Annotated in this window: 19 protein-coding genes; 12 read left to right on the top strand and 7 right to left on the bottom strand. The window is 59.1% G+C overall.

The features are described 5' to 3' along the window. Window positions 1-53 precede the first annotated feature (53 nt). The gene (locus CKF42_RS00375) at window positions 54-602 is read left to right on the top strand and encodes a YbhB/YbcL family Raf kinase inhibitor-like protein (RefSeq protein WP_111207160.1); all 549 of its coding nucleotides are present in this window, start codon (window positions 54-56) and stop codon (window positions 600-602) included. A gap of 51 nt (window positions 603-653) precedes the next feature. Here CKF42_RS00375 and CKF42_RS00370 read toward each other — a convergent pair whose 3' ends face one another. Next, window positions 654-1,520 carry an alpha/beta fold hydrolase gene (locus CKF42_RS00370; protein ID WP_111207159.1) on the bottom strand — a complete coding sequence of 289 codons (867 nt, stop codon included), beginning with the start codon at window positions 1,518-1,520 and terminating at the stop codon, window positions 654-656. A 178-nt stretch (window positions 1,521-1,698) separates the two neighbouring features. Between CKF42_RS00370 and CKF42_RS00365 the strand changes: the two genes are divergently transcribed. Beyond that, complete coding sequence (locus CKF42_RS00365; RefSeq protein ID WP_111207158.1) at window positions 1,699-2,283, top strand: ABATE domain-containing protein; 585 nt, start codon at window positions 1,699-1,701, stop codon at window positions 2,281-2,283. 91 nt (window positions 2,284-2,374) lie between these two features. Here the strand turns inward: CKF42_RS00365 and proP are convergent, their stop codons facing one another. After that, entirely contained in the window at window positions 2,375-3,841 is a 1,467-nt protein-coding gene (gene proP / locus CKF42_RS00360) for a glycine betaine/L-proline transporter ProP (protein WP_009093065.1), read from the bottom strand. 464 nt (window positions 3,842-4,305) lie between these two features. On the opposite strand from proP, the gene CKF42_RS00355 reads away from it, so the two are divergent. From CKF42_RS00355 to CKF42_RS00330, 6 genes are all read left to right on the top strand, one after another. Continuing rightward, window positions 4,306-5,325: an isopenicillin N synthase family oxygenase gene (locus CKF42_RS00355; RefSeq protein WP_111207157.1), complete on the top strand. Its 1,020-nt coding sequence runs from the start codon at window positions 4,306-4,308 to the stop codon at window positions 5,323-5,325. A 21-nt stretch (window positions 5,326-5,346) separates the two neighbouring features. Then, on the top strand, window positions 5,347-6,150 hold the full coding sequence (locus tag CKF42_RS00350) for a MetQ/NlpA family ABC transporter substrate-binding protein (protein ID WP_111207312.1): 804 nt from the start codon (window positions 5,347-5,349) through the stop codon (window positions 6,148-6,150). Then, window positions 6,143-6,931, top strand: coding sequence for a methionine ABC transporter ATP-binding protein (locus tag CKF42_RS00345; protein WP_009093061.1), 789 nt, complete (start codon window positions 6,143-6,145; stop codon window positions 6,929-6,931). Before CKF42_RS00350 ends, CKF42_RS00345 begins: the two co-directional genes overlap by 8 nt. Beyond that, on the top strand, window positions 6,919-7,587 hold the full coding sequence (locus CKF42_RS00340) for a methionine ABC transporter permease (protein WP_046102906.1): 669 nt from the start codon (window positions 6,919-6,921) through the stop codon (window positions 7,585-7,587). The genes CKF42_RS00345 and CKF42_RS00340 overlap by 13 nt, the downstream gene beginning before the upstream one ends. A gap of 136 nt (window positions 7,588-7,723) precedes the next feature. Further along, window positions 7,724-8,320 carry an NAD(P)H-dependent oxidoreductase gene (locus tag CKF42_RS00335; RefSeq protein WP_111207156.1) on the top strand — a complete coding sequence of 199 codons (597 nt, stop codon included), beginning with the start codon at window positions 7,724-7,726 and terminating at the stop codon, window positions 8,318-8,320. After that, the gene (locus CKF42_RS00330) at window positions 8,317-8,925 is read left to right on the top strand and encodes a TetR/AcrR family transcriptional regulator (RefSeq protein WP_111207155.1); all 609 of its coding nucleotides are present in this window, start codon (window positions 8,317-8,319) and stop codon (window positions 8,923-8,925) included. Before CKF42_RS00335 ends, CKF42_RS00330 begins: the two co-directional genes overlap by 4 nt. 81 nt (window positions 8,926-9,006) lie before the next feature. On the opposite strand, the gene malG is transcribed toward CKF42_RS00330, so the two are convergent. The 3 genes from malG to malE form a co-directional block, all read right to left on the bottom strand. Continuing rightward, window positions 9,007-9,897 carry a maltose ABC transporter permease MalG gene (gene malG, locus CKF42_RS00325; protein ID WP_009093054.1) on the bottom strand — a complete coding sequence of 297 codons (891 nt, stop codon included), beginning with the start codon at window positions 9,895-9,897 and terminating at the stop codon, window positions 9,007-9,009. Window positions 9,898-10,003: 106 nt separating this feature from the next. After that, on the bottom strand, window positions 10,004-11,530 hold the full coding sequence (gene malF, locus CKF42_RS00320; RefSeq protein ID WP_111207154.1) for a maltose ABC transporter permease MalF: 1,527 nt from the start codon (window positions 11,528-11,530) through the stop codon (window positions 10,004-10,006). 56 nt (window positions 11,531-11,586) lie between these two features. Continuing rightward, a complete protein-coding gene (gene malE, locus CKF42_RS00315; RefSeq protein ID WP_146239909.1) occupies window positions 11,587-12,777 on the bottom strand; it encodes a maltose/maltodextrin ABC transporter substrate-binding protein MalE in 1,191 nt (396 codons plus the stop codon). A 362-nt stretch (window positions 12,778-13,139) separates the two neighbouring features. Between malE and malK the strand changes: the two genes are divergently transcribed. From malK to malM, 3 genes are all read left to right on the top strand, one after another. Further along, entirely contained in the window at window positions 13,140-14,249 is a 1,110-nt protein-coding gene (gene malK, locus CKF42_RS00310) for a maltose/maltodextrin ABC transporter ATP-binding protein MalK (RefSeq protein WP_111207153.1), read from the top strand. A gap of 42 nt (window positions 14,250-14,291) precedes the next feature. Next, the gene (locus tag CKF42_RS00305) at window positions 14,292-15,593 is read left to right on the top strand and encodes a maltoporin (RefSeq protein ID WP_009093047.1); all 1,302 of its coding nucleotides are present in this window, start codon (window positions 14,292-14,294) and stop codon (window positions 15,591-15,593) included. A gap of 104 nt (window positions 15,594-15,697) precedes the next feature. Further along, window positions 15,698-16,639, top strand: coding sequence for a maltose operon protein MalM (malM, locus tag CKF42_RS00300; protein WP_111207152.1), 942 nt, complete (start codon window positions 15,698-15,700; stop codon window positions 16,637-16,639). A gap of 219 nt (window positions 16,640-16,858) precedes the next feature. Here malM and malQ read toward each other — a convergent pair whose 3' ends face one another. Beyond that, a complete protein-coding gene (gene malQ / locus CKF42_RS00295) occupies window positions 16,859-18,928 on the bottom strand; it encodes a 4-alpha-glucanotransferase (protein ID WP_111207151.1) in 2,070 nt (689 codons plus the stop codon). 8 nt (window positions 18,929-18,936) lie between these two features. Further along, window positions 18,937-21,342 carry a maltodextrin phosphorylase gene (gene malP / locus CKF42_RS00290; protein ID WP_111207150.1) on the bottom strand — a complete coding sequence of 802 codons (2,406 nt, stop codon included), beginning with the start codon at window positions 21,340-21,342 and terminating at the stop codon, window positions 18,937-18,939. Window positions 21,343-21,625: 283 nt separating this feature from the next. Here malP and malT point away from each other — a divergent pair, with 283 nt between their 5' ends. Next, on the top strand, window positions 21,626-24,328 hold the full coding sequence (malT, locus tag CKF42_RS00285) for an HTH-type transcriptional regulator MalT (protein ID WP_111207149.1): 2,703 nt from the start codon (window positions 21,626-21,628) through the stop codon (window positions 24,326-24,328). Window positions 24,329-24,376: the final 48 nt, after the last annotated feature.

Genomic DNA, 24,376 nt, shown 5'->3' with positions numbered 1-24,376 from the left:
AAAACAGTTTAGCGGGACAATTTTCTCAGGTGCTATCTGATAAGGAGTGACGGTTGAAAAAATTACTCTGCGCGGCGGCGCTGGCCGTTCTGCCCATGACCACGCTGGCGGCATCCGTATTTACGTTGCAATCCCGGGACTTCAGCGACAATGCGCTGCTCGATAAAAAGTTTGCCGGTGCCAATAAAAGTAATCCTTCCTGTACCGGGGAGAATATCTCTCCTGAACTCAACTGGTCGGCTATTCCGGCGGGCACCCGCAGTCTGGCGCTGCTGATGACCGATCCGGTGGGGGCCAGGGGGCTTGGCGTCACCCACATGGTGGCTTACAACATTGCCCCCACGCGTTCATCGTTTGCTCAGGGCGCTCTGACGAAGGGGAATGGGTATACCGGCGGAAAGAATACGCCGGGAACCACACACTATTATGGCCCCTGTCCGCCAGCGGGTAGCGGTCTGCACCACTATAACTTTGTGCTGATCGCCACCGATTTGCCGCCGGGCCAGTTAAAAGCGGGGTTAACCCAGGCGGAACTGATTGCACAGCTGAAGGGGCATGCGCTGGGCGCGGCCAGTACGGTCGGCCGGTTCAGTAATGAATAAAGGAAGGGAGAGGCACAGAGGCGGTATCGGATAGCTTCTGTGCCCCTTTTGTCAGTCGCCGCTGAACATCTCCCGGATACGCGTTGCAATGTGCTGAGTATGGGTCTCCAGCGCGAAATGCCCGCTATCCAGCATCTCAACCACCGCCTGCGGATTGTCACGTTGCCAGGCTGCTGCCCCCGGCGGGATAAAGAAGGGATCGTGTTTCCCCCAGATCACCAGCGTCGGCAGCTGCTTTTGACGGAAAAAGGCCTGAAATTCCGGGTAGCGCTGCAAATTACTGGCGTAATCGAGAAACAGCGCCTGCTGAATCGCTTTATTACCGGGTCGCTCCATCAGCAGGGTGTCCAGCGTATACGTCTCCGGCGCAATTAACTGCGGATCGCTGACGCCATGCGTGTATTGCCACTTGATCGCTTCCGGCGTCAGGACGGTGTCGCGCACCACCTGACCCTTAGCTTCGCTGGGGTCGTCCCAGTAAGCACGCACCGGCGCCCAGGCTTCTCCCAGTCCCTCCAGATAGGCATTGCCGTTTTGCGATATCAGTCCGCTGACACGCTCAGGCCGGGCGAGGGCCAGACGCAGACCGGCAGGGGCACCATAGTCGAAAACATACAGGGCATAACGTTTCAGACCCAGCGCATCCACGAAAGCGGTCAGCGTCTGACCGAGTGCGTCGAAAGTCCAGCTGTAGTGACGCTCAGCGGGAACGTCAGTAAAGCCAAAGCCGGGCAGATCGGGCGCGATAAGGTGAAACCTGTCAGCCAGCAGCGGAATAAGGTGACGAAACTGATGTGACGAGGTGGGAAAGCCATGCAGCAGTAACAGTACCGGGTGGGAAGGATCGCCCGCTTCCCGATAGAAGATATTGACCCCATCGGCCTGCAGATAGCGATGTTGAATAGCGTGGTTGGTCATAGCTGACACTCCTGTAACTGGTAAATTCGTTTATTAGGGGTTACTGATGCTGATTATGCTGCCTTTTGGTAACCTGTCAATGATGATTTAAGTGGTTACACGGTCTGTTTGTAACTGTATAATGCGTCTTTTATCGGTGACACTGTTGTCAGGCGAGACTCCCAGGAGAGGCATTAACATGGCAGAAACACAATCATCCACCGCGCAGGGGCCGTGGTTTCTGGCCGATCATCCGGCGCTGGACTTCATTAATACCGTCGCCATCGTGGACGGTCAGCCGCACGATTTCTGGCAAACCGATGAGGATGTTGACGCATGGCTTCAGCAGGCCGGACTGGCTACAGACGGCCCGGCAGCGCACTCTGAAGCTGGCACGCTGTTGCAGGCTGCCCGTCAGCTGCGGGACAACATTCGCGACATGGTGCAGCAACAGAAGGCGGGTGAAGCGATAGATGTGCGGGTGCTGAATGCCTGGCTGGGCGAGGCGATCAGCCATATGCAGCTCGTCACAGAGCAGGGGACGTTGCAGATCCGCCAGATTTATCCTGCTCAGAGCGCAATGCAGCGACTGGGGCGGGTTGCAGAACAGGCTGCCAGCCTGCTGGCCCAGGCGGATTTCAGCCGGGTACGCGCTTGTGAACATCCCGCCTGTAACCTGTGGTTTTACGATCGTACCAAAGCGCATCGCCGTCGCTGGTGCAGCATGGCGCTGTGCGGTAATCGGGCGAAAGTGGCGCGTTTCCGGCAGGGCGTGAAGTCATAGGGATGACGACTCCGGGCGCTGAGGTGATGCCGGAAAAAGAGGAAGAGGCGACAGATAAAAAAACACCCTGCAGAGCAGGGTGTTTTCAGGCTTAATGCGCGGCGGGCGCTGAAGGTTTTGAGCGCTTGCGCAGCTTATCAATCAGGCGATGCGCTTCCGCTTTGGTCGCCACCGCTGGCGATGAACCGGTCAGCGGCTGCCGGGCGGTTTCACGGACGGTCAGAATAGTCAGCAGACCGATGATGCCCGCACCCATCATGTAGTAGGCCGGCATCATGGTGTTTTTACTGGTATCGACCAGCCACGCCGTAATCAGCGGGGTGGTTCCGCCAAACAGGGAGACCGACAGGTTAAAGCCAATGGCCAGCGCACTGTAACGGATATCGGTCGTAAACAGCGCAGGCAGCGTTGAAGGCATGGTGCCGCTGAAGCAGGTGTGCAGCACGCCCAGAATCAGCAGGCCGCCGAATACTGCCCACATGTTACCGGAACCGATCAGCATAAAGCTCGGAATCGCGAGCAGGATCAGACCCACCGCACCAAAGCCAATCACCGGCCGACGCCCGATGCGGTCCGTCCAGCGGCCCCACAGCAGCGTCAGTGGCATCATCACAAACATCGCCACCATCACCAGCAGCAGGCCACTCAGTTCAGGCAGACCCAGTACGCCGGTCAGATAACTTGGCATATAAGAGGTCAGCATGTAGTTAGAGACGTTAAACAGCAGCACCAGACCGATACATTTCAGCATCGGCGCACGGTATTTGCTCAGCATCTGCATCAGGGTCAGGCGCGGTTTGCTCTGCTCCAGCGCCTCCTGTTTTTCCATGTGCTGCTGGAATGCCGGAGTCTCTTCCAGCTTCAGTCGCACATAGAGACCAAACAGACCCAGCGGCGCGGCGATAAAGAAGGGCACGCGCCAGCCCCAGGACATCATCGCCTCGTTTGACATCAGGGTAGTCATCACCGTCACCAGGCTGGCACCCAGCAGGTAACCACCAATAGTGCCGAACTCCAGGAAGCTGCCCATGAAGCCACGGCGTTTATCGGTGGAGTACTCCGCAATAAAGGTCGCTGCGCCGCCATACTCGCCGCCGGTCGAAAAGCCCTGGATCAGACGCGCCACCAGCAGCAGGATCGGTGCCATGATGCCAATGGAGGAATAGGCCGGAATCAGGCCGATACAGAATGTGCCGATCGACATCATGATCATCGTCATCGCCAGCACTTTCTGTCGGCCGATGCGGTCACCCAGCGGGCCAAACACCAGGCCGCCAATCGGACGGACCAGGAATGCCGCTGCGAACGTACCGAAGGTGGCGATCAGCTGCACGGCGTTGTTGGCGTCCGGGAAGAAGACCTTGCCGATGATAACGGCGAGGTAGCTGTAAACGCCGAAGTCGAACCATTCCATCGCATTACCTAACGCGGCTGCGCCAACGGCACGCTTCAGCATGTCGTTATCGATCACGGTAATGTCATCAACAGTCAGCTCTTTTTGCTTCCTGTTCCAGAAATGTTTCTTTGCGTGGTCAGACGATCTGTTTCTGGTGTCCATAAACTCCTCAACTGCTGAATGAAGGAGTCTTATAGCTTTCGCAGCCGAAAATAAGGGTCAGAAGAAACCGTGGAAATGAAAGCTATAAGAAGCCGAATAAGTTTTAAGTGAAGCGGCAATTAACCGCAGGGGCAAACCTTAGACCACAATTGTAAGGTATTGCAAGTTTTCAGCGGAAATAACTACTTTTACTGACAAAGTCAGCATAGTAATCTTATTCATCTCTGCTTACGGCCATAAACATTTCGTAACATCCAGCGCAGGATGATTCCGGCCAGCAGGCGTCGCCAGGCCTGACGCGCGCCAGAATGTCTCATCCGGCAACCAGCGTAATCTGCGGATCATTTGACTGGGGTGTAGCGCGATATTTCCGTTCGCCGCATATCCATAGCAGGATTAGTTGGTAGTTAACGCATAAATGCAGTGGCAGTGTACTGCTATTCCAGACCAACAGAGTGTTAAACATGGGCGCGTTAACATCAGCAGAATTACCGGTTATTGATTTCGCACTGTTATCGGGAGATCAACAGCAGCAGCAACAGTCACGCGAGAAACTCAGCCAGGCGGCGCGTGAGGTAGGTTTCTTCTATCTGATCAACCACGGGATCGACCGCGCGTTATCCGATGAGGTTCAGCAGGTCGCACGCCAGTTTTTTGCCCTGCCACAGGCGGACAAAAGTGCCGTCAGGATGGCCAATTCGCCTCATTTTCGCGGTTATAACCTGGCCGGCGTGGAGATAACCCGCAGCCAGCCCGATTTTCGCGAGCAGTTTGACATTGGTGCTGAACGCGAAGCGCTGCCCGTAACCGCCGACTCGCCCACCTGGCAACGGATGCAGGGCCCCAATCAGTGGCCTGAAGCCCTGCCGGAACTGCAGACCGTCGTCACCCGCTGGCAGCAGCAGATGACCGCCGTTGCGCTGGAGCTGCTGCGCGCCTTTGCCGAAGCGCTCCATCTGCCGCGCAACGCCTTTGACAATCTCTATGGCGACTATCCCAACGAACATATCAAGCTTATCCGCTACCCCGGCCGTAGCGAGGGCGAATCCCGCCAGGGCGTCGGCGCGCACAAAGATTCCGGCTTCCTGACGATGCTGCTGCAGGACGATCAGCCGGGTCTTCAGGTGGAAGTGACGCCGGACAACTGGATTGACGCCTTACCCAAACCGGGCGCGTTTGTGGTGAACATTGGCGAGCTGCTGGAGCTGGCGACCAATGGCTATCTGCGCGCCACCGTTCATCGGGTGATATCGCCCCCGCAAAGCCGCGAGCGCCTCTCCATCGCCTTTTTCCTCGGTGCGCAGCTTGATGCCGTTGTGCCGATCTATCCGCTGCCCCCGCAGCTGGCCGAACTGGCTCAGGGACCGGGCAGCGATCCGCTCAACCCGCTGCTGCGTGAAGTCGGCTGGAATTACCTCAAAGGCCGGCTGCGTTCGCATCCGGAAGTTGCAGAGCGTTTTTATCCTGAACACACCTCCCACTAAAACCATAAGAGATAAATGATGATGATTAAAAAGCGCGTTCTGGCTCTGGCCGGTCTTTCACTGCTGATTGCTCAAAGTCTGCAGGCTGCGCCGCTGCGCGTGGCTGCGGATCCGGTGCCACACGCCGAAATTCTGGAGTACGTTAAAACGCTGGATCCCAAACTCGACATCAGGATCGTGGAGCTGAGCGGTGGGGTAAACGCCAATGAACTGCTCGCCTCCGGGGATGTGGATGCAAACTACTTCCAGCATCTGCCCTACCTGAAAGATCAGGAAAAGGCGCTGGGTAAGACCTTTGCCGTCGTCGCCAGTGTGCACATTGAGCCACTGGGCATCTACTCGCGCAAAGTGAAGTCGCTGGCGGCGTTGCCAGAGGGTGCCAGCATTGCGGTACCCAACAACACCACCAACCTGAGCCGTGCGCTGTGGCTGCTGCAGGATAAAGGGGTCATTAAACTCAGGGCGCAGGGTGAAGCGGGCTCCACGCTGGTGACGCCGAAAGATATCAGCGAAAACCCGAAGAAAATCAAAATTATCGAGATTGAATCGCCTCAGTTGCCACGCTCGCTGGATGATGTTGATGCCGCGATCATCAACGGCAACTATGCGCTGGAAGCGGGGCTGAATCCGGCCAAAGATGCGCTGGGTCTGGAGTCCGCTGCGCATAACCCGTATGCCAACCTGCTGGTCACCACCCCGGCACTGGAAAACGATCCCCGCGTCGTGCAGCTGGCAAAGGATCTGCGTTCGCCGCAGGTGGCCGCGTTTATCCGGAAAAACTACCAGGGCTCCGTGATTCCGGTCGCGGATAATCAGCATGATTAATATCCGTCACCTCAGCAAACAGTATGCTGGCGCACCCGCGCCAGCGTTAGACGATATCTCTCTCACCATCAGTGAAGGGTCGATCTTCGGCATACTGGGGCGAAGCGGGGCGGGTAAAAGCACGCTGCTGCGCTGCCTGAACCGGCTGGAGAGTCCCTCCAGCGGCCTGATTGAGATCGATGGGGAAGATATCTCCCGGCTGAGTCTGGCACAGCTCCGTCAGCAACGGCAGCAGATGGGGATGATCTTTCAGCACTTCAATCTGCTTCATTCCCGCAACGTGCGGGACAATATTGACCTGGCGCTGGAGATTGCCGGGATACCCAGGGCCGAACGCCACGCCCGCGTGACTTCGCTGCTGGATCTGGTGGGACTGACAGCCTTTGCAACGGCATGGCCATCACAGCTCTCCGGGGGACAGAAACAGCGCGTCGGCATCGCCCGCGCGCTGGCGGCCCGTCCCCGCTATCTGCTGTGCGATGAGGCGACCAGCGCCCTGGACCCGGAAACCACTCTCTCCATTCTTGATCTGCTGGCAGATATTCAGCAGCAGCTGAATATCACCATCGTCCTGATCACACATGAGATGGCGGTGGTGAAGCGTATCTGCGACGGTGCCGCGCTGCTGGAGAAGGGGCAGCTGGTGGAAAGTGGCACCCTCAGCCAGATCATGGGACGCGAAGAGGGCCGTCTCCGCACGATGCTGCTGAAGGATGGCGAGGCGGACAGGGCGTTTATCGAAAAATATCAGCGGGAGGCCCTTACCCGATGCGTAGCATGACCCGCGATCGTTTTCAGGAACTGCTGCTGAATGCCACGGGCGAAACGCTCTATATGGTCCTGCTGGCAGCGCTTTTTACCGTCGCTATCGGATTGCCGGTGGGCGTCCTGCTGTTTCTGACCCGTCCACAGGGTATTCTGCCCAATCGCGCCATCGCTCTCCTGCTGAACACGCTGGTGAATACCGGACGCGCGCTGCCGTTTGTCGTGCTCCTGATCGCGCTTATCCCCTTTACCCGACTGCTGGTTGGCACCACGCTGGGCAGTACCGCTGCGATCGTACCGATTACCCTGGGGGCGTTTCCTTTCTTTGCGCGCATCGTGGAGAACGCGCTGGATGAAGTCGATCGCGGCCGCATTGAGGCGGTGGTGTCGATGGGGGGCAATCTGTGGCATATCGTCAGCCGCGTGCTGCTGCCAGAGGCGCTGCCTGCGCTGGTGGCAGGGATCACCCTGACGATTGTGATGCTGATCGGCTTCTCGGCGATGGCCGGCGTGGTCGGAGGCGGCGGACTGGGGGATCTGGCGATTCGTTACGGCTATCAGCGCTTCGATAATCAGATCATGGCAGCGACCATTGTCGTGCTGCTGGCGCTGGTGATGCTGATTCAAAAACTGGGCGACTGGCTGGTGCGCTCGCTGGCTTATCGTCGTTAACGGCTGGCCGCAGGGCGATGACCGGGTTTAGCCCTGAATGCGGTCAGCCGAATCTCTGCATACGTTACCGCTTGCTAACCTACTAACCGTAACCTACCTTTAGTAGCTTAATGGCTAATCAGGTAAGGTGACGACGATGCATGCACTCATAGTAACTGCCCATCCCAATCATGATGCTCACACCCACCGCATTGCGGACCAGCTTGCGCAGGGCGTTATGGCCTCAGGCCACCATACGGTTGAACAGGCCGATCTCGCCGCTGAGGGGTTCGACCCGCGTTTTACGCTCAGCGATCACCAACGTTTTAACGGTGAGGCTGCAACTCCGCCGGATGTGCTGGCCGAGCAGCAGCGGCTGGATCGCGCTGATGCGCTGGTGCTGGTCTACCCGATTTACTGGTGGTCATTTCCGGCGCAGCTCAAGGGCTGGATCGATCGGGTCTTTATTGCAGGCTGGGCCTTTGACGAGCAGGATGATCGGATAGTGAAGCGCCTCGGGCATCTCCCCGTGCATCTGATCGCGCTGGGTGCAGCCGATACGCGAACTTTCATGCGCCGCGGCTATTTCGGCAGCATGCGGAATCTGATCGATCACGGCATCTTTGATTATTGTGGCGCGCCGGTGGTTACCAGCGAGTTGCTACTGACCAGCGACGAGGGATTTCCTGAGTCACACTATCAGCGGGCGCAGCAATGGGGGCAACGGATTTTTGCCCGAGAGGAAAGCGCATGACCGCGAAAAAGTCTTCCCCTAAACGTCTGTCACGCGAGGCGCGTCGCAGACAGCTGTCCGAAGTCGCCTGGCAGATCATGCAGGCCGAAGGCAGCGAGGCGCTGACGCTGGCCCGGGTGGGTGAGGCAGCGGGCGTCAGTAAGCCCGTCGTTTACGATCACTTCACGACCCGTCATGGTCTGCTGGCGGCATTGTATGACGATTTCGACCGCCGCCAGACCGATCGGATGGAAGCGGCCATGGAGGCTGCGCCGATGCAGATGCAGCAAAAAGCGGCCGTGCTCGCAGCCTGTTACGTGGATTGTGTGATGACGGAAGGACGTGAAATTCCTGAACTGCTTTCCGCGCTCAGCACCACGCCTGAACTCGCTGCGGTAAAACGTCACTATCAGCTCGACTTTATCGCCCGCTGTCAGCGCTGGTTTGCTCCGTTTACGGGCAGCAGCGGAATGGCCGAAGCAGGCATGTGGGGCTTGCTGGGGGGTGCGGATGCTATCGCAGGCGCGGTGGCACGGGGCGATATCGATAAACAGGCAGGGGAGCAGGCGATAACCGCGCTTGTCGTGGCGCTGGTGGCAGGCAGCCGTCCGGCAGAGGAAGCGTAAAAAAAGGCGGCCCGCAGGCCGCCGAATCCTTCAACCACAACAGAGGTTGTGTAAGCAGTGGCAACGTACAATGATGATCGTTTAGCCTTTCACCCCGCCCGCGGTTAAGCCGCTGACCAGCCAGCGCTGGGCCAGTAGGAAGACCAGGGTAATCGGAATCGCAGAGAGCACCGCGGCGGCGGCAAAGTCGCCCCACAGATAGTTCTGCGGATTGAGATACTGCTGCATCCCGACCGCAAGGGTGTAGCTGTTAACATCGCGCAGCAGCAGCGAGGCGACCGGCACCTCTGTCACCGCCGCGATAAAGGCAAGAATAAACACCACCGCCAGAATCGGCACCGACAGCGGCAGCAGCACCAGCCGGAACGCCTGCCACGGGGTGGCACCATCCAGCGCCGCCGCCTCTTCCAGCGAACCGTCGATGGTTTCGAAATAGCCTTTTATCGTCCAGACATGCAGCGCAATGCCGCCAAGATAGGCGAAGATCACGCCGCCGTGGGTATTCAGCCCGATGAACGGGAGATACTGGCCGAGCCGGTCAAACAGCGCATAGAGCGCCACCAGCGACAGAACCGCCGGGAACATCTGGAAAATCAGCATCCCCTTCAGCAGGCTGGCACGGCCGGTAAAGCGCATGCGGGCAAACGCATAGGCGCAGGTGGTAGAGAGCGCCACGATGCCCAGCGCACTGATGGCCGCGATCTTAACCGAGTTCCATAACCAAAGCAGTACCGGGAAGGGCGGCGGTGTGACCCGCCCATCCGCATGTTCCACACTGAAACCCAGCGCCAGACGCCAGTGCTCCCATGAGATCTGCTCCGGGATGAGGCTGCCGGTGGCGAAATTACCGGCGCGCAGCGAAATCGCCACCACCATCAGCAGCGGAAACAGAATCGCCGCGATAAATAACAGCAGCAGCAGATGCGTGGTCAGCAGACGCAGCCGTTGCGATTTGGGTTGTACCATAGCCATAACAGCTCCTTAAACCTGGTCCCTCAGGCGATTTGATTTGTCAGTCTGAACCCGGACCGTGCTTACCATCCTCACGGTTCGGGTCTGCGCCTGTCGGGCCAGACGTTTAGTCGAATTTCATCCGCGAGGCTTTCAGGTTAATTACCGCCAGCGCACCCACCAGCAGGAAGATCAGGGTGGCAATCGCCGCCGCCAGACCAAAGTCCTGCCCGCCGCCGCCTTCAAAAGCGATACGCCAGGTGTAGTTCACCAGCAGATCCGTATACCCGGCTGGCGTGGTGGTACCGAGACGATCGGGCCCGCCGTTGGTCAGTAACTGCACCAGCACAAAGTTATTAAAGTTGAAGGCAAAGCTGGCAATCATCAGCGGCATCAGTGGTTTCAGCAGCAGCGGCAGGGTGATCAGGAAAAAGTTCTGCAATGGGCCTGCGCCATCCATCGCCGAGGCTTCATAGAGATCGTCCGGAATCGCCTTCAGCAGCCCCATGCAGAGGATCATCATGTAGGGGTAGCCCAGCCAGGTATTCACAATAATCAGCATGGTACGCGCCAGCGTCGGATCGCTGAACCAGGCGGGTTTCACACCAAACAGCGCGCTGAGCATCACGTTGATCTCACCGAAGCTCTGGTTAAACAGCCCTTTAAAAATCAGAATCGAGATAAACGCGGGCACGGCATAGGGCAGGATCAGCATCACACGGTAAACGGCTTTGCCGCGCAGCGCCTCCCACTGCACCAGACAGGCGAGCACCATGCCGACGGCGACGGTGAGCACCACGGTGATCAGCGAGAAGAAAAGCGTCCAGCCAAAAATCGCCAGGAACGGTTTCTGAATCCCTTCGTCGGTAAAGACCCGCGCGAAGTTTTTCCAGCCGGTATTCACGGTGAAGCCGGGGCTCAGCGTTTCGTTGTCCCATTTGTTCGCGGCGTTGACGGCCTGATAAAAACCGGTCTGCGGATTGGCGCGATAGTGCACGCCACTCTGCTGATTGATCAGCTCATCCGGCGCGCCCACCCGGTAGAGCGGCTGAGTTCCGGAGAACTGGCGCAGCGAACTCATCCGCAGCTGACGGCCATCCGGCAGTTCAGCACGGATCTGGCTCAGCGCCTGGCGATGGGTGGTGATGACCCTCAGGGTCGCCCGCTCACCCGCTGGCGGCGTCGCGGGGGCCATTTTCAGCGTCTGTTCAGCGCCAAACTGAAACGGCGGCGAGACAAAGTCTGCTTTGCCATCGTTCAGCACCAGCTGCCAGCGGTCGCCAGCCGGGAAGAGTGCGAAACTGACGGCGTCCCCCGACTGGAAGGTGCGGCTCAGCAGTACCTGTTGCGCGCGCTCAAAGGTCAGCTGATTGGTGCTGCTGTAGTTGGTGAACGCAATGGCCACGGTGCAGGCGAGGGGGAACAGCACAAACAGCCCCATCCCGGCCACGCCGGGATAGACATAACGCCACGCATAGGCGCGACGGTTGGCGTAAATCCACAGCCCGGTGGCACTGAGGATCAGCGTCAGCAGCGCAAACAGATATTCGCCCTGCGCGTACATCAGCACCAGCAGATAGCCGACCAGCAGACAGCCCATTCCGATGAGAACGCCCTTTAACAGCAGACTGTGCGTTTTCGGTTTTCCTGACATGATGCGGTTTTCCTTAACGGTCACTCAGGCCGGGTTGCCCCGGCGGCAGGGAAAAATTATTTCTTCAGACGCGCCTGGGCATCTTTCAGTGCGGCGTCAACACTCTGACGACCGCCCAGGGCATTCAGCGTGGCGGTGCGCATCGCGTACCAGAATGCAGCCATTTGCGGGATATTCGGCATGATGTCACCCTGACGGGCGTTGGTCATGGTGGCGGCGATACGGGAATCTTTCTCCAGCGTCTGCTGGAACGATTTCAGCGCCACCGCGCCCAGCGGCTTATCTTTATTGACCGCATCCAGGCCGGCATCGGTCAGCAGGTAGTTCTCCAGGAACTCCTTCGCCAGCTCTTTATTGGGACTGGCGGCGTTGATCCCGGCACTCAGCACACCAACAAACGCCTTAGAGGGTTTACCGTTCAGCGTTGGCAGCGTGGTCACGCCATAGTCGATTCCGCTCTTGTCGATGTTGCTCCATGCCCAGGGGCCGTTGATCGTCATCGCGGTTTCCCCTTTGTTAAAGGCCGCCTCGGCAATCGAATAATCGGTATCCGCATTCAGGGTTTTGGCTTTGACCTGATCGACCAGGAACTGCATCCCGGCTTTCGCGCCCGCGTTATCCACGCCGACATCTTTCACGTCATAGCGCCCGTCGGTCAGCTTAAAGGCGTAGGCTCCGCCAGCGGCCAGCAGTGGCCAGGTGAAGTAGGGTTCCTGCAGGTTGAACATAATGGCGCTTTTGCCCTTAGCGCGCAGTTGCTTATCGAGACCGGCCATCTCTTCCCAGGTTTTTGGCGGATTGGGCAGCAGCTTTTTGTTGTAGATCAGCGAGAGTGACTCGACCGAGATCGGATAGCCAATCAGCTTGCCGTCAAAGCGAACCGCATCCCAGGTGAAGGGGAAAATCTTCTGCTGGAAGCTGGCGTCCGGGCTGATTTCCGCCAGCAGGCCCGACTGCGCATAGCCGCCAAACCGGTCGTGCGCCCAGAAGATAATGTCCGGACCATCGCCCGTCGCCGCTACCTGCGGATACTTCTCTTCCATTTTGTCAGGATGTTCAACGGTGACTTTGATACCGGTCTCCTGCTCAAATTTCTTACCCACTTCAGCAAGACCGTTATAGCCCTTGTCACCGTTGATCCAGATGACCAGTTTACCTTCCTCAATCTTTGCCATCGCGCTGGCCGAAAAGAGCATGGCAGAGAGGGCCGAGAGGGCCAGAATTCTTGCTCCGGTTTTCATCGTCATAAATTCATCCTGTTAGCGGAAGTGGTGAAGACTCTGTCGGCATCATTGTGCGTATCCACACCGGCATCTCATCCTCCTCTGCTCTACGCCCCGCCGCCCATCACTGTGATCGCGCTGGCAAAAAGCGTCCGGGGCGGGAGATGGCGCGGCAAAAAATCGTGCAGGTCTGCGTGAACGATCACAAAAAACCGCGGCGGCGCGCTGGTTGCCTCGTCTGCCACGGTTTCTCCTCCTCCCGTCTCCTCCCCCAGTGGATTGAGCTGCGGTGGAGGATGTGACCGCCGGTTTCCTCTCGCATAGTGAGCCCCGGAACCTGTCTGCCGCTGAGCAGACACGAATGTGCAGCTAAGAGGAAAGGGATCATGGCGAGCGTTGTGCTACGCAATGTCACAAAAGCCTGGGGCGAAACGGTGGTGTCGAAAGAGATCGATCTCACCATTCGTGAAGGGGAATTTGTTGTTTTCGTCGGCCCGTCGGGCTGTGGCAAATCGACGCTGCTGCGCATGATTGCCGGACTGGAAACCATCACCATCGGCGAGCTGCTCATTGGCGACCGGCGCATGAATGAGGTGCCGCCTGCCGAGCGCGGCATCGGCATGGTGTTTCAGTCTTATGCGCTCTATCCGCACCTGTCCGTAGCGGAAAACATGTCTTTTGGCCTGAAACTGGCCGGGGTAAAAAAGGCCGAAATCCATCAGCGGGTCAATCAGGTGGCCGAAATTCTGCAGCTGGCGCACCTGCTTGATCGCCGGCCAAAAGCCCTCTCAGGGGGGCAGCGTCAGCGCGTCGCCATCGGCCGCACGCTGGTGGCGGAACCGCGCGTCTTCCTGCTGGATGAACCGCTGTCCAACCTCGACGCAGCCCTGCGCGTTCAGATGCGCATTGAGATCTCTCGTCTGCATAAGCGCCTGAAGCGCACCATGATTTACGTGACCCACGATCAGATCGAAGCGATGACGCTGGCTGACAAAATTGTGGTGCTCGATGCCGGGCGCATCGCGCAGGTCGGCAAGCCGCTGGAGCTCTATCACTATCCCGCCAACCGCTTTGTCGCCGGATTTATCGGCTCACCCAAAATGAATTTCCTGCCGGTCAAAGTGACCGCCATCGCCCTCGATCAGGTTCAGGTCCGTCTGCCGAATCAGCAGCTGGTCTGGCTGCCGGTTGACAGCGCCGGCGTACTGGTCGGCAGCAATATGTCACTGGGCATTCGCCCGGAACATCTGCTCTCCAGCGATATCGCCGACGTCACCCTTGAAGGGGAAGTGCAGGTGGTGGAACAGCTGGGGCATGAAACACAGATCCACATCGAGATTCCCGCAATCCGTCAGAACCTGGTCTACCGCCAGGAGGACGTCGTGCTGGTAAAAGAGGGCGCGATCCTGGCGATTGGCCTGCCGCCCGAGCGTTGTCACCTGTTCCGCGAGGACGGGAGCGCGTGCCGCAGGCTGTACCAGGAGCCGGGTGTGTAGCCCTGCCAAAACAATAAAAGCCATGACCTCAGGAGATAGAAAATGTTAACTCTGCGCAAACTTCCCCTTGCCGTTGCCGTCGCGGTGGGCACGCTCTCCGCCCCGACGATGGCGGTCGATTTCACCGGCTATGCCCGTTCCGGCATCGGCTGGACAGGCAGCGGTGGAGAACAGCAATGTTTTCAGGCCACCGGTGCTCAAAGTAAATACCGTCTGGGTAACGAATGTGAAACCTACGCCGAACTGAAATTAGGCCAGGAAGTGTGGAAAGAGGGCGACAAAAGCTTCTATTTCGACACCAACGTGGCTTACTCCGTAGCCCAGCAGAACGACTGGGAAGCCACCTCACCGGCATTCCGTGAAGCCAACGTAAAAGGAAAAAACCTGATCGATGCGCTGCCAGGATCGACCCTCTGGGCCGGTAAGCGTTTCTATCAGCGTCATGACGTTCATATGATCGACTTCTACTACTGGGATATCTCCGGACCGGGTGCCGGTCTGGAAGATGTCGATCTCGGCTTCGGTAAACTCTCCTTCGCGGCAACCCGCTCCTCGGAAGCGGGCGGTTCTTACACCTTCTCCAGCGATCGTATCCGTGACTTCGCCACCAGCACCGCGAATGACGTGTTTGATGTGCGCCTGGCGGGTCTGGAAACCAACCCGGATGGCGTGCTGGAGCTGGGGGTCGATTACGGTCGTGCCAATGCCCGTGACGACTACCGTCTGGAAGATGGCGCCTCAAAAGATGGCTGGATGTTCACCGCCGAACATACCCAGAGCATGCTCAAGGGCTACAACAAATTTGTACTACAGTACGCCACCGACGCGATGACCTCGCAGGGCAAAGGGGTGCCGCAGGGCACCAGTCTCAATAACAACGGTGACATGTACCGCATCCTCGACCACGGGGCGATCTCGCTGGCAGAACGCTGGGACCTGATGTACGTCGCCATGTATCAGAACATCGATCTGGATAACGACCGCGGCACCGAGTGGTACACCGTCGGCGTGCGTCCGATGTACAAATGGACGCCGATCATGAGTACGTTGCTGGAACTGGGCTATGACAATGTGAAGTCACAGCAGGCCAGCGAGCGCAACGGTCAGTACAAAGTGACGCTGGCACAGCAGTGGCAGGCGGGTGACAGCATCTGGTCACGTCCGGCGCTGCGTCTGTTCGCTACCTACGCCAAATGGGATGAGAAGTGGGGTTACAACAAAGACAGCGCCGGCGATCTCACCACCTTCGCCTCTGCTGACTCTACCGGCAACGGCATCCTGACCAACAGCCGCGGTAATAACGACGAATTTACCTTCGGCGCGCAGATGGAAATCTGGTGGTAAACCCGCACCGTTTCTGACGGGCGTGCCTGCACGCCTGATGAATCTCTCTGGTCGCGGTGTGCCATTGCCTGGTGCATGCCGCGACCTGTAATAAGGTACGCATAATGAAAATGAAAAAGACGCTGACTGCACTCTGCCTGAGTGCAACATTACTGGCCGGACAGAGCCTGCCCGCCCTGGCGGACGTCAACCTGGTGCCGCAGGATCTCACCTCCGCCCCGGTTGTCCCTGCTGAAACCCTGCAACATCTGAGCTGGCAGCCGCTGGCCGCCTCACAGACCCAGACGACAAAACTCGCCAGCAGCGGGCAGACGCTCAACGCGCCGCACATTGCCGGACCGGTGGCGGCCTACAGCCTGCCAGCGAAAATCGGCGAACTGACGCTGACGCTGAGCAGTGAAGTGGCCAACGGGCAGGTTTTTGCGCCTAACGTGCTGGTACTGGATGAAACTCTGCGGCCCGCCGCCTGGTTCCCCAGCCGCTACTTTACCTACCAGAAGCCAGGCGTGATGGCGGCAGACAGGCTGGAAGGGGTGATGAAACTGACCCCGGCGCTGGGCCAGCAAAAAATTTACCTGCTGGTGTTCACCACCGACAGCGATCTGAGCCAGACCACCACCCTGCTCGATCCGGCTAAAGCCTACGCGCAGGGCACCGGCCATGCTGTGCCGGACATCCCCGATCCCATCGCCAGCCACAGTCGGGAGGGCACCCTCAAACTGAAAATGCAGACCAGTTCCGGCTCCTCCATTCTGGTCGGGCCGCTGTTTGGATCGTCCGGTCCCGGCCCGGTCACCGTCGGTAACACCGCGCCTGCGCCTGCTTATCGTTCGGCCCCTGCCGCCACGGCCGCGCCTTTACCCGCGACGAAAACAGCAGCAGAACCGATCATGAGTGACACTGAGCGCTACTTTAATCAGCAGATCACTCAGGCGATTAACAGCGGCAATATCGACAAAGCGCTGAAGCTGCTGGATGAAGCTGAACGGCTGGGTTCTACCTCTGCCCGGCAAACCTTTATCCGTGGTGTTAAAGGCAAGGGGTGAAACCGCCCCGACACCAGGGATGTTGTCCCATCTGGTGCGCTCCGGCGCACCTTTTTTTGGATTGAAATAATGTTGAATGAGGGGGAGATATGACCTGTGAGCGGATTCAGTGACAGAGATGTCAGGAGAAAGAGCCGTTGTCTGCCATTAAGGTTAAAGCGTTATTCATGCAATACAGCGCGGTCATCCCTGATCCGCGCTGATTTCAGCTTTCCTGATTCATGCTGACTGCTTCCGTCTCGCCGTCAGATCCCGCAACAGTGCACAGGTTTCCGCATCGCTGAACAGCGCCTCCAGCGTGACGCTCAGCTTGCGTCGCCAGTTCGGGTATTCATCGCTGGTGCCGGGGATATTGACCGGCGTGGCCATATCCAGCCAGTCCTCCGGTTGCAGACCCAGCAGGGCGCTGTGACTGTCCGCCAGATAGCGCTGCATCGCCCGGTTCAGCGCCTTGCTCATCCCGGTACGTCCGGCAGACCGTCCAGCCCGTTTCGGCAGGGCGCCCACCTGATGCAGGCTGTTCAGCAGCGCCTGCTTTGCCCGCAGCCGATCCTGATACAGCCCGGCCAGCACCACCTTGTCCGGGTAGAGGCCCAGCCGGGCACCCGTGGTCAGGTCGTCGCTTTGCCACCAGCCGCGCAGCGTCGGGAGATCGTGGGTGGTCGCGACGGCCATCGCCTGCCGCGGCCAGGCGGCGGGTGGTCGGAATCCCGACGGGGAGGTCTGTTCAAACCAGAGCACCTTGTAGGAGTAAACGCCGCCATCCCGCAGCTTATCGACAATCGCCTCCGGCACCGTGCCGAGATCTTCCCCAATCACCATGCAGCGATGTCGCTGGCTCTCCAGCGCCAGAATCGCCAGCAGATCGTCGATGGGATAGTGAACATAGGCTCCGTGCATCGCCGGTTCCCCGGCCGGTATCCACCAGAGTCGCATCAGCGCCATCACATGATCGATGCGCAGTGCGCCACAGTGGCGCATATTCGCGCGCAGCAGGGCAATCCACGGCTCCCAGGCGCGCTGCTGCATGACCTGCGGGTCCATCGGCGGCAGTCCCCAGTCCTGACCGCGCGGGCCGAGGATATCGGGCGGGGCTCCGATACTGGCCTCCATGCAGTAGAGGTCGCGATCGCTCCACGTCTCGGCTCCTCCTTTGGCCACCCCGACCGCCAGATCGCGGTAGAGGCCGATGGGCATTGCCTGCTGCTGGCAGCCCTGCCAGCAGTCAGCAAACTGCTGCGCGGCTAGCCACTGCAGCCAGAGCCAGAAACGCACCTGATCGGCATGCTGCTGCAGAAAGGTTTTCACCGCCGGGCTGGCAGGGTCCTGCAACGCCTCCGGCCACACCGGCCAGCCCCAGCGCTGGCTATCCTGCGCAATCTGATCGGCGTGCAGGGCATCAAACAGCGCCTGATGCTGCAGACTGACGCCACCCTCTTTGATAAAGGCGTGGAATGCCTGCACCTCATGATCGCTGGCCTCACGCCGGCTGAACTGCGGCCATGCCAGGCTCAGCGCCGTGATTTTCAGGCGGGTGACCGCCGCATAGTCGACCCACTCCGCGGCGCGCGCCTGCGTCAGCGCCTGCTGTGTCTCCGGCTGCTGCCACCAGGCCTGGGCGGCGCTGCTCTGCCGGAAGTCACTGACCGCATTCACATCGATATAGAGGACATTGAGCCAGCGCCGGGAGGAGGGGCTGTAGGGACTGGCACTCTCCGGGCTGGAGGGAAACAGCGCGTGAATGGGATTTAGCCCGATAAACGCGCCACCGCGTGCCGCGACAGCGGGCAGCATCCGGCGCAGATCGCCAAAGTCGCCAATGCCCCAGTTCTCCGCCGAACGTAATGTATAGAGCTGCACACAGGCTCCCCACAGCGATTCCCCCGCCTGCAACGCTGGCGGCTCATAGCAGCGCGGCGGAGCAATGATGATCCGGCACGACCACTGCCGGGCGCCCTGCTGCAGCGTCAGCTGATGGTAGCCCTCCGGCAGCGGCGGCAGATGCAGCGGCTGAGCGGGATGACAGCGACCCGAAGTGACTCCTCCCGCCTCACGGGTGAGTTGCCACTGCGCATCCTGCGTCAGCTGAGGGGAGAGGCTCAGCAGATCGCCGCTGCGAAAGATCACCACCGGCGGCAGCGGCGTGCTCTGCTGACGCGGTGGCTGCATCACCGCCAGCAGACGCTGGCGGGTCAGGGCCGGGATCGCCTGCGGTCTGCCGTGGGCGTTAATATATTCCGCAGCGATACCCGCCACGGAAAAATCATCCTTAACCGGAATCGTTTTCATGGCGTTCCTCAGCGCTTCGCTTGCCAGATGCGCTGCTGGTAATCGCGGATAGCGCGGTCGGCGCTGAACATCCCGCAGCGCGCGGTATTCAGGATAGTGGCACGGGTCCAGGCGTCCTGATCGCTCCAGAGCGCTTCCACCTGCGCCTGGGCCTCCAGATAGGGCTGGAAGTCGGCCAGCACCAGATAGGGGTCGCCACCCTCCGGGCCAAGACTGTGCAGCATCGCGTCAAAGGCATGGCGATCCCCCTGGCTGAAGGTGCCATCCTCCAGCGCCTGCAGTACCTGATTAAGCTGCGGATCTTTTTTACGCCACAGAGCGGGATCATATCCGCCAGCTTTTAAGGCCACGACCTGTTCAACGGTATGCCCAAAGATAAAGATGTTGTCACTGCCAACCTGTTCAGCGATCTCAACGTTTGCGCCGTCGAGGGTGCCGATGGTCAGGGCACCGTTCAGCGCCAGTTTCATGTTACCGGTGCCGGAAGCCTCTTTGCCGGCGGTCGAGATTTGCTCGGAGAGATCGGCGGCCGGGATCAGCCGTTCCGCGACGGAGACGTTGTAGTCGGGGATAAAGACCACCTTCAGACGGTTGCCGATGCGGGGATCGTGATTGATCACCTCAGCCACTTTATTGATGGCATAGATGATGTTCTTCGCCAGGGCGTAACCCGGCGCGGCTTTGGCGCCAAACAGCACCACGCGCGGCACACGATTCGCCTGCGGATCGATCACCAGCGTCTGCCACAGGGCGATGATATGCAGCAGGCTCAGATGCTGGCGTTTGTACTCATGCAGGCGCTTAATCTGCACGTCGAACAGCGCCGTGGGATCGATCGTAATGCCGGTGCGGTTTTTGACCCAGCCGACCAGCGCCTGCTTGTTCTGCTGCTTGATGGCGTGGTATTCGGCGCGGAACGCGGCGTCATCCGCAAAGGCTTCCAGCCCCTGCAGCGCATCCAGATCGTTCAGCCATTGCGTGTTCAGGGTTCGGGTGATCAGGGCACTTAGCGCCGGGTTGCACTGGTTAATCCAGCGACGCGGGGTAATGCCGTTGGTCACGTTGTGAAATTTCTCCGGCCAGAGCTGGTGATACTCCGGAAAGAGATCCTGCACCACCAGTTTCGAATGCAGTGCGGCCACCCCGTTTACCGCAAAACCACTGGTGACGCAGAGGTTCGCCATCCGCAGCTGATTATTGTGGACCAGCGCCAGCTTCGCCCATTTCGCCTCATCCTCCGGCCAGCGTGCTGAGACCACGGCTTTCAGCCGGGCGTTGAGCGTGTTAATGATCATCATATGGCGCGGCAGCAGGCTGCGTACCAGCCGGACATCCCAGCACTCCAGCGCTTCCGGCATCAGCGTGTGGTTGGTGTAGGCAAAGGTGTGGCGGGTAATCTGCCAGGCCTGATCCCAGCTCAGCTGGTGATCATCCAGCAGCAGACGCATCAGCTCCGGGATCGCCAGCGTAGGGTGGGTGTCATTCAGCTGAATGACTTCATGATCGGGCAGGGTTTCGATCGACCGTCCGGCCTGATGATGGCGGCGCAGAATGTCCGCCAGCGCACAGGCGCACTGAAAATATTGCTGCATCAGACGCAGTTTTTTACCGTTCTGATGATTGTCATTGGGATAGAGCACCTTCGTCAGTTTTTCAGCGTCGATGCCCTGCTGCTCTGCGCGCAGAAAGTCGCCGTCGTTGAAGCGATTGAGGTTAAACGGCTCAGCGTGTTTCGCCTGCCACAAACGCAGCGGCTGGGTAATGCCATTCCGGTAGCCAACGACCGGTAAATCCCAGGCCTCACCCACCAGTTCAAACGCCGGTTGCCACTGAGGCTGCCCCTCTGTGGTGACCACTTTGCCGCCGAGTCCGACCCGAACGTTAAGCGCCGCGTTATGATTGAACCAGGGGTAACGATCGCGCTGCCACTCATCCGGCGTTTCTTGCTGCGCCCCCTGTTCGAAGCGCTGGCGGAACAGGCCATATTGATAATTGAGGCCATAGCCGGTTGCAGGCTGGCCCACACTGGCCATAGAGTCGAGAAAGCAGGCGGCCAGCCGACCCAGTCCGCCGTTGCCCAGCGCCGGATCCGTCTCATTTTCCAGCACGTCGGTCAGTGAAATATTCCACGCAGAGAGCGCGTCATTGACCGCGTCATACCAGCCCAGATTCAGCAGGTTGTTACCGGTCAGACGGCCAATCAGAAACTCCATCGACAGATAGTTAACGTGGCGCTGTGTTGCGGGTGCCGGGGCGCCTGGCTGTGCGGCCAGCATATCCGCCAGCGCACCGCTGAGCGCCTGCCACCACTGTGACGGGGTCATCTCCTGCGCTTCGCGCAGGCCAAAACGCTGCCACTGACGGGTCAGGGCGGCATTGAACTGAATCGGGTTAAATTCGGGCTGTGTCGTCATGGTTGATCTCCTGGAAAAACAGAAAAAGGGGTCAATATGGCGACAGTGTGCCCGCGCGAAAGCTGGCGCTCCTCCTCCTGAAAAGAATTAGCGCAGGAGGATAGGGAGGGTGGAGAGGATGAGGCTAATCCGAAATCGGTTCAGGAGTGTGATAGCGCACACTTTTGTAAAGTTTAATTAATGGGTTTGCTTGCATTCATCTGACGAAATGCTGAACCTGTGTAAGGAATAATTACGAAGCGTAAAATAATGCTGCGCTCGACAAACGGAGATACGCGCGCCCATGTTAATACCCGCTAAACTCAGCCGCCCGGTGCGTCTTGATGGCACCGTCATCCGTGAGCGCCTGCTGCAAAAGCTCACCGCAGCCGGAAACTATCGTCTGGTGCTGGTCACCAGTCCGGCGGGCTACGGCAAAACCACGCTGGTGTCACAGTGGGCGGCGGGGAAAAGCGATCTGGGCTGGGTCTCTCTGGATGAGGGCGACAACCAGCCGGAGCGTTTTGCCGATTACCTGATTGCGGCCCTGCAGCAGGCCACCCACGGTGGCTGTCCGCGCAGCGAACAGCTGGCGCAGAAGCGGCAGTATATCAATCTTAACGCCCTGTTTTCACAACTGTTTATCGAGCTGGTGGAGTGGCAACAGCCGCTGTGGCTGATCGTCGATGATTACCACCTCATCACCAATCCGGTGATCCACGATGCGATGCGCTTTTTCCTGCGTCACCAGCCTGAAAATCTGACGCTGATCCTGATGTCGCGCAATCTGCCCCAGCTGGGTATTGCCAACCTGCGGGTGCGCGAGCAACTGATTGAACTGGGCAGTCAGCAGCTGGCGTTTACCCATCAGGAGGCGCGGCAATTCTTCGACTGTCGTCTGGCGGCCCCGCTGGAGAGCGAAGAGAGCAGCCGGTTATGTGACGATGTGGCGGGCTGGGCGACCGCGCTGCAGCTGATTGTGCTGTCGGCGCGGCAGGGAGCCAGTTCGGCTCAGCATTCGGCCCGTCGTCTCTCCGGCATCAATGCCAGCCACCTCTCTGACTATCTGGTGGAGGAGGTCCTGGATCATGTCGATCTCCCCACCCGCCACTTCCTGCTGAAAACCGCGCTGCTGCGCTCCATGAATGATGAACTCATCGCCCGGGTTACCTGCGAAGAGAACGGCCAGATGCGGCTTGAAGAGATCGAGCGTCAGGGGCTGTTCCTGCAGCGCATGGATGATTCCGGCTGCTGGTTCAGTTACCACCCGCTGTTCGGTAATTTCCTGCGGCAGCGCTGTCAGTGGGAGCTGGCGGCGGAGCTGCCCGCGCTGCACCGGGCGGCGGCCGAGAGCTGGATGGCGCAGGGTTTTCCTGGCGAGGCGATTCATCATGCGCTGGCGTCCGGCGACGCCAGCATGCTGCGCGATGTGCTGCTGGAGCACGCCTGGACACTGTTCAATCAGAGTGAGCTGCCGCTGCTGGAGAACTCCCTCAGGGCGCTGCCGTGGGAGATGATGCTGGACAACCCGATGCTGGTGCTGCTGCAGGCCTGGCTGATGCAGACTCAGCACCGCTTTTCCGAGGTGGACAGCCTGCTGGCACGCTTTGAACAGGCCAGCCGCTGCGAGATTGATGAGGCGCTGCGCGGCGAATTTAATGCATTACGCGCTCAGGTAGCGATTAACGACGGCAACATTGACGAAGCGGAGCGACTGGCAAAAGTGGCGCTCGACACGCTGCCCGGCAATCGTCACTACAGCCATATTGTGGCGATGTCGGTGCATGGCGAAGTGATGCATTGCAAAGGCGAGCTGGAGAATTCCCTCAAGCTGATGCGTCAGACCGAGCAGCTGGCGCGCCGCGATGAGGTGTGGCACTACGCCCTCTGGAGCCTGATTCAGCAGAGCGAAATTCTGTTTGCGCAGGGCTTTTTGCAGGCAGCCTATGAGATCCAGAGTCGCGCCTTTGTGCTGGTGGAAGAGCAGCATCTGGCGCAGTTCCCGCTGCATGAGTTTTTGCTGCGCATTCGCGCTCAGTTGCTGTGGGCCTGGGGGCGGCTGGAAGAGGCGGAACAGGCCGCACGCGACGGCATCAGCGTTCTGAACGGTTTTCAGCCGCAGCAGCAGATCCAATGTCTGGGCCTGCTGGTGCAGTGCTCGCTGGCGCGGGGCAATCTGGATAACGCCCGCAGCTACCTGAACCGGCTGGAAAACCTGCTGAACAACGGCAACTGGCACAGCGACTGGATTGCCAATGCCGATAAGGTCCGGGTGATCTACTGGCAGATGACCGGCGACAGTCAGAACGCACGCGACTGGATGCGCCAGACGCCAAAACCTGCCTTTGCCAACAACCATTTTCTGCAGGGGCAGTGGCGCAACATCGCCCGTGCGCAGATCCTGCTGGGCGATGTCAGCCAGGCGGAAGTAGTGCTGGAAGAGCTGAACGAGAATGCTCGCGCCCTGCGCCTGATGAGCGATCTGAACCGCAACCTGCTGCTGCTGAATCAGATCTACTGGCAGACTGAACGCAAAGCGGAGGCGCAGCGTGTGCTGATTGAGGCGCTGAAACTGGCGCGCAGTACCGGTTTTATCAGTCACTTTGTGATTGAAGGCGAGATGATGGCACAACAACTGCGGCAGTTGATTCAGCTGAATACCCTGAATGAGCTGGACAGCCATCGCGCCCGCCGCATCCTGCTGGAGATCAATAAATATCACCGTCACAAGTTTGCCCATTTCGATGAGGGGTTTGTCAGCCGGTTGCTCAACCATCCTGACGTGCCGGAGCTGATCCGCACCAGCCCGCTGACACAGCGTGAATGGCAGGTGCTGGGGCTTATCTATTCGGGCTACAGCAACGATCAGATTGCCGGGGAGCTGGCTGTGGCCTCCACTACCATCAAGACCCATATCCGCAATCTCTATCAGAAGCTGGGCGTTTCTCACCGCAGTGAAGCGATGAACCAGGTGCAGTCGCTGCTAAAAATGATGGGCTATGTCTGACCTCTGACGCGATGTCCGTCTCCCGGTCAGCATCGCGTCACAGTCCCT

It is taken from the genome of Pantoea sp. ARC270 (assembly GCF_003236725.1).
GTDB lineage: Bacteria > Pseudomonadota > Gammaproteobacteria > Enterobacterales > Enterobacteriaceae > Pantoea > Pantoea anthophila.
This window is presented reverse-complemented; position numbering and strand designations above follow the sequence as displayed.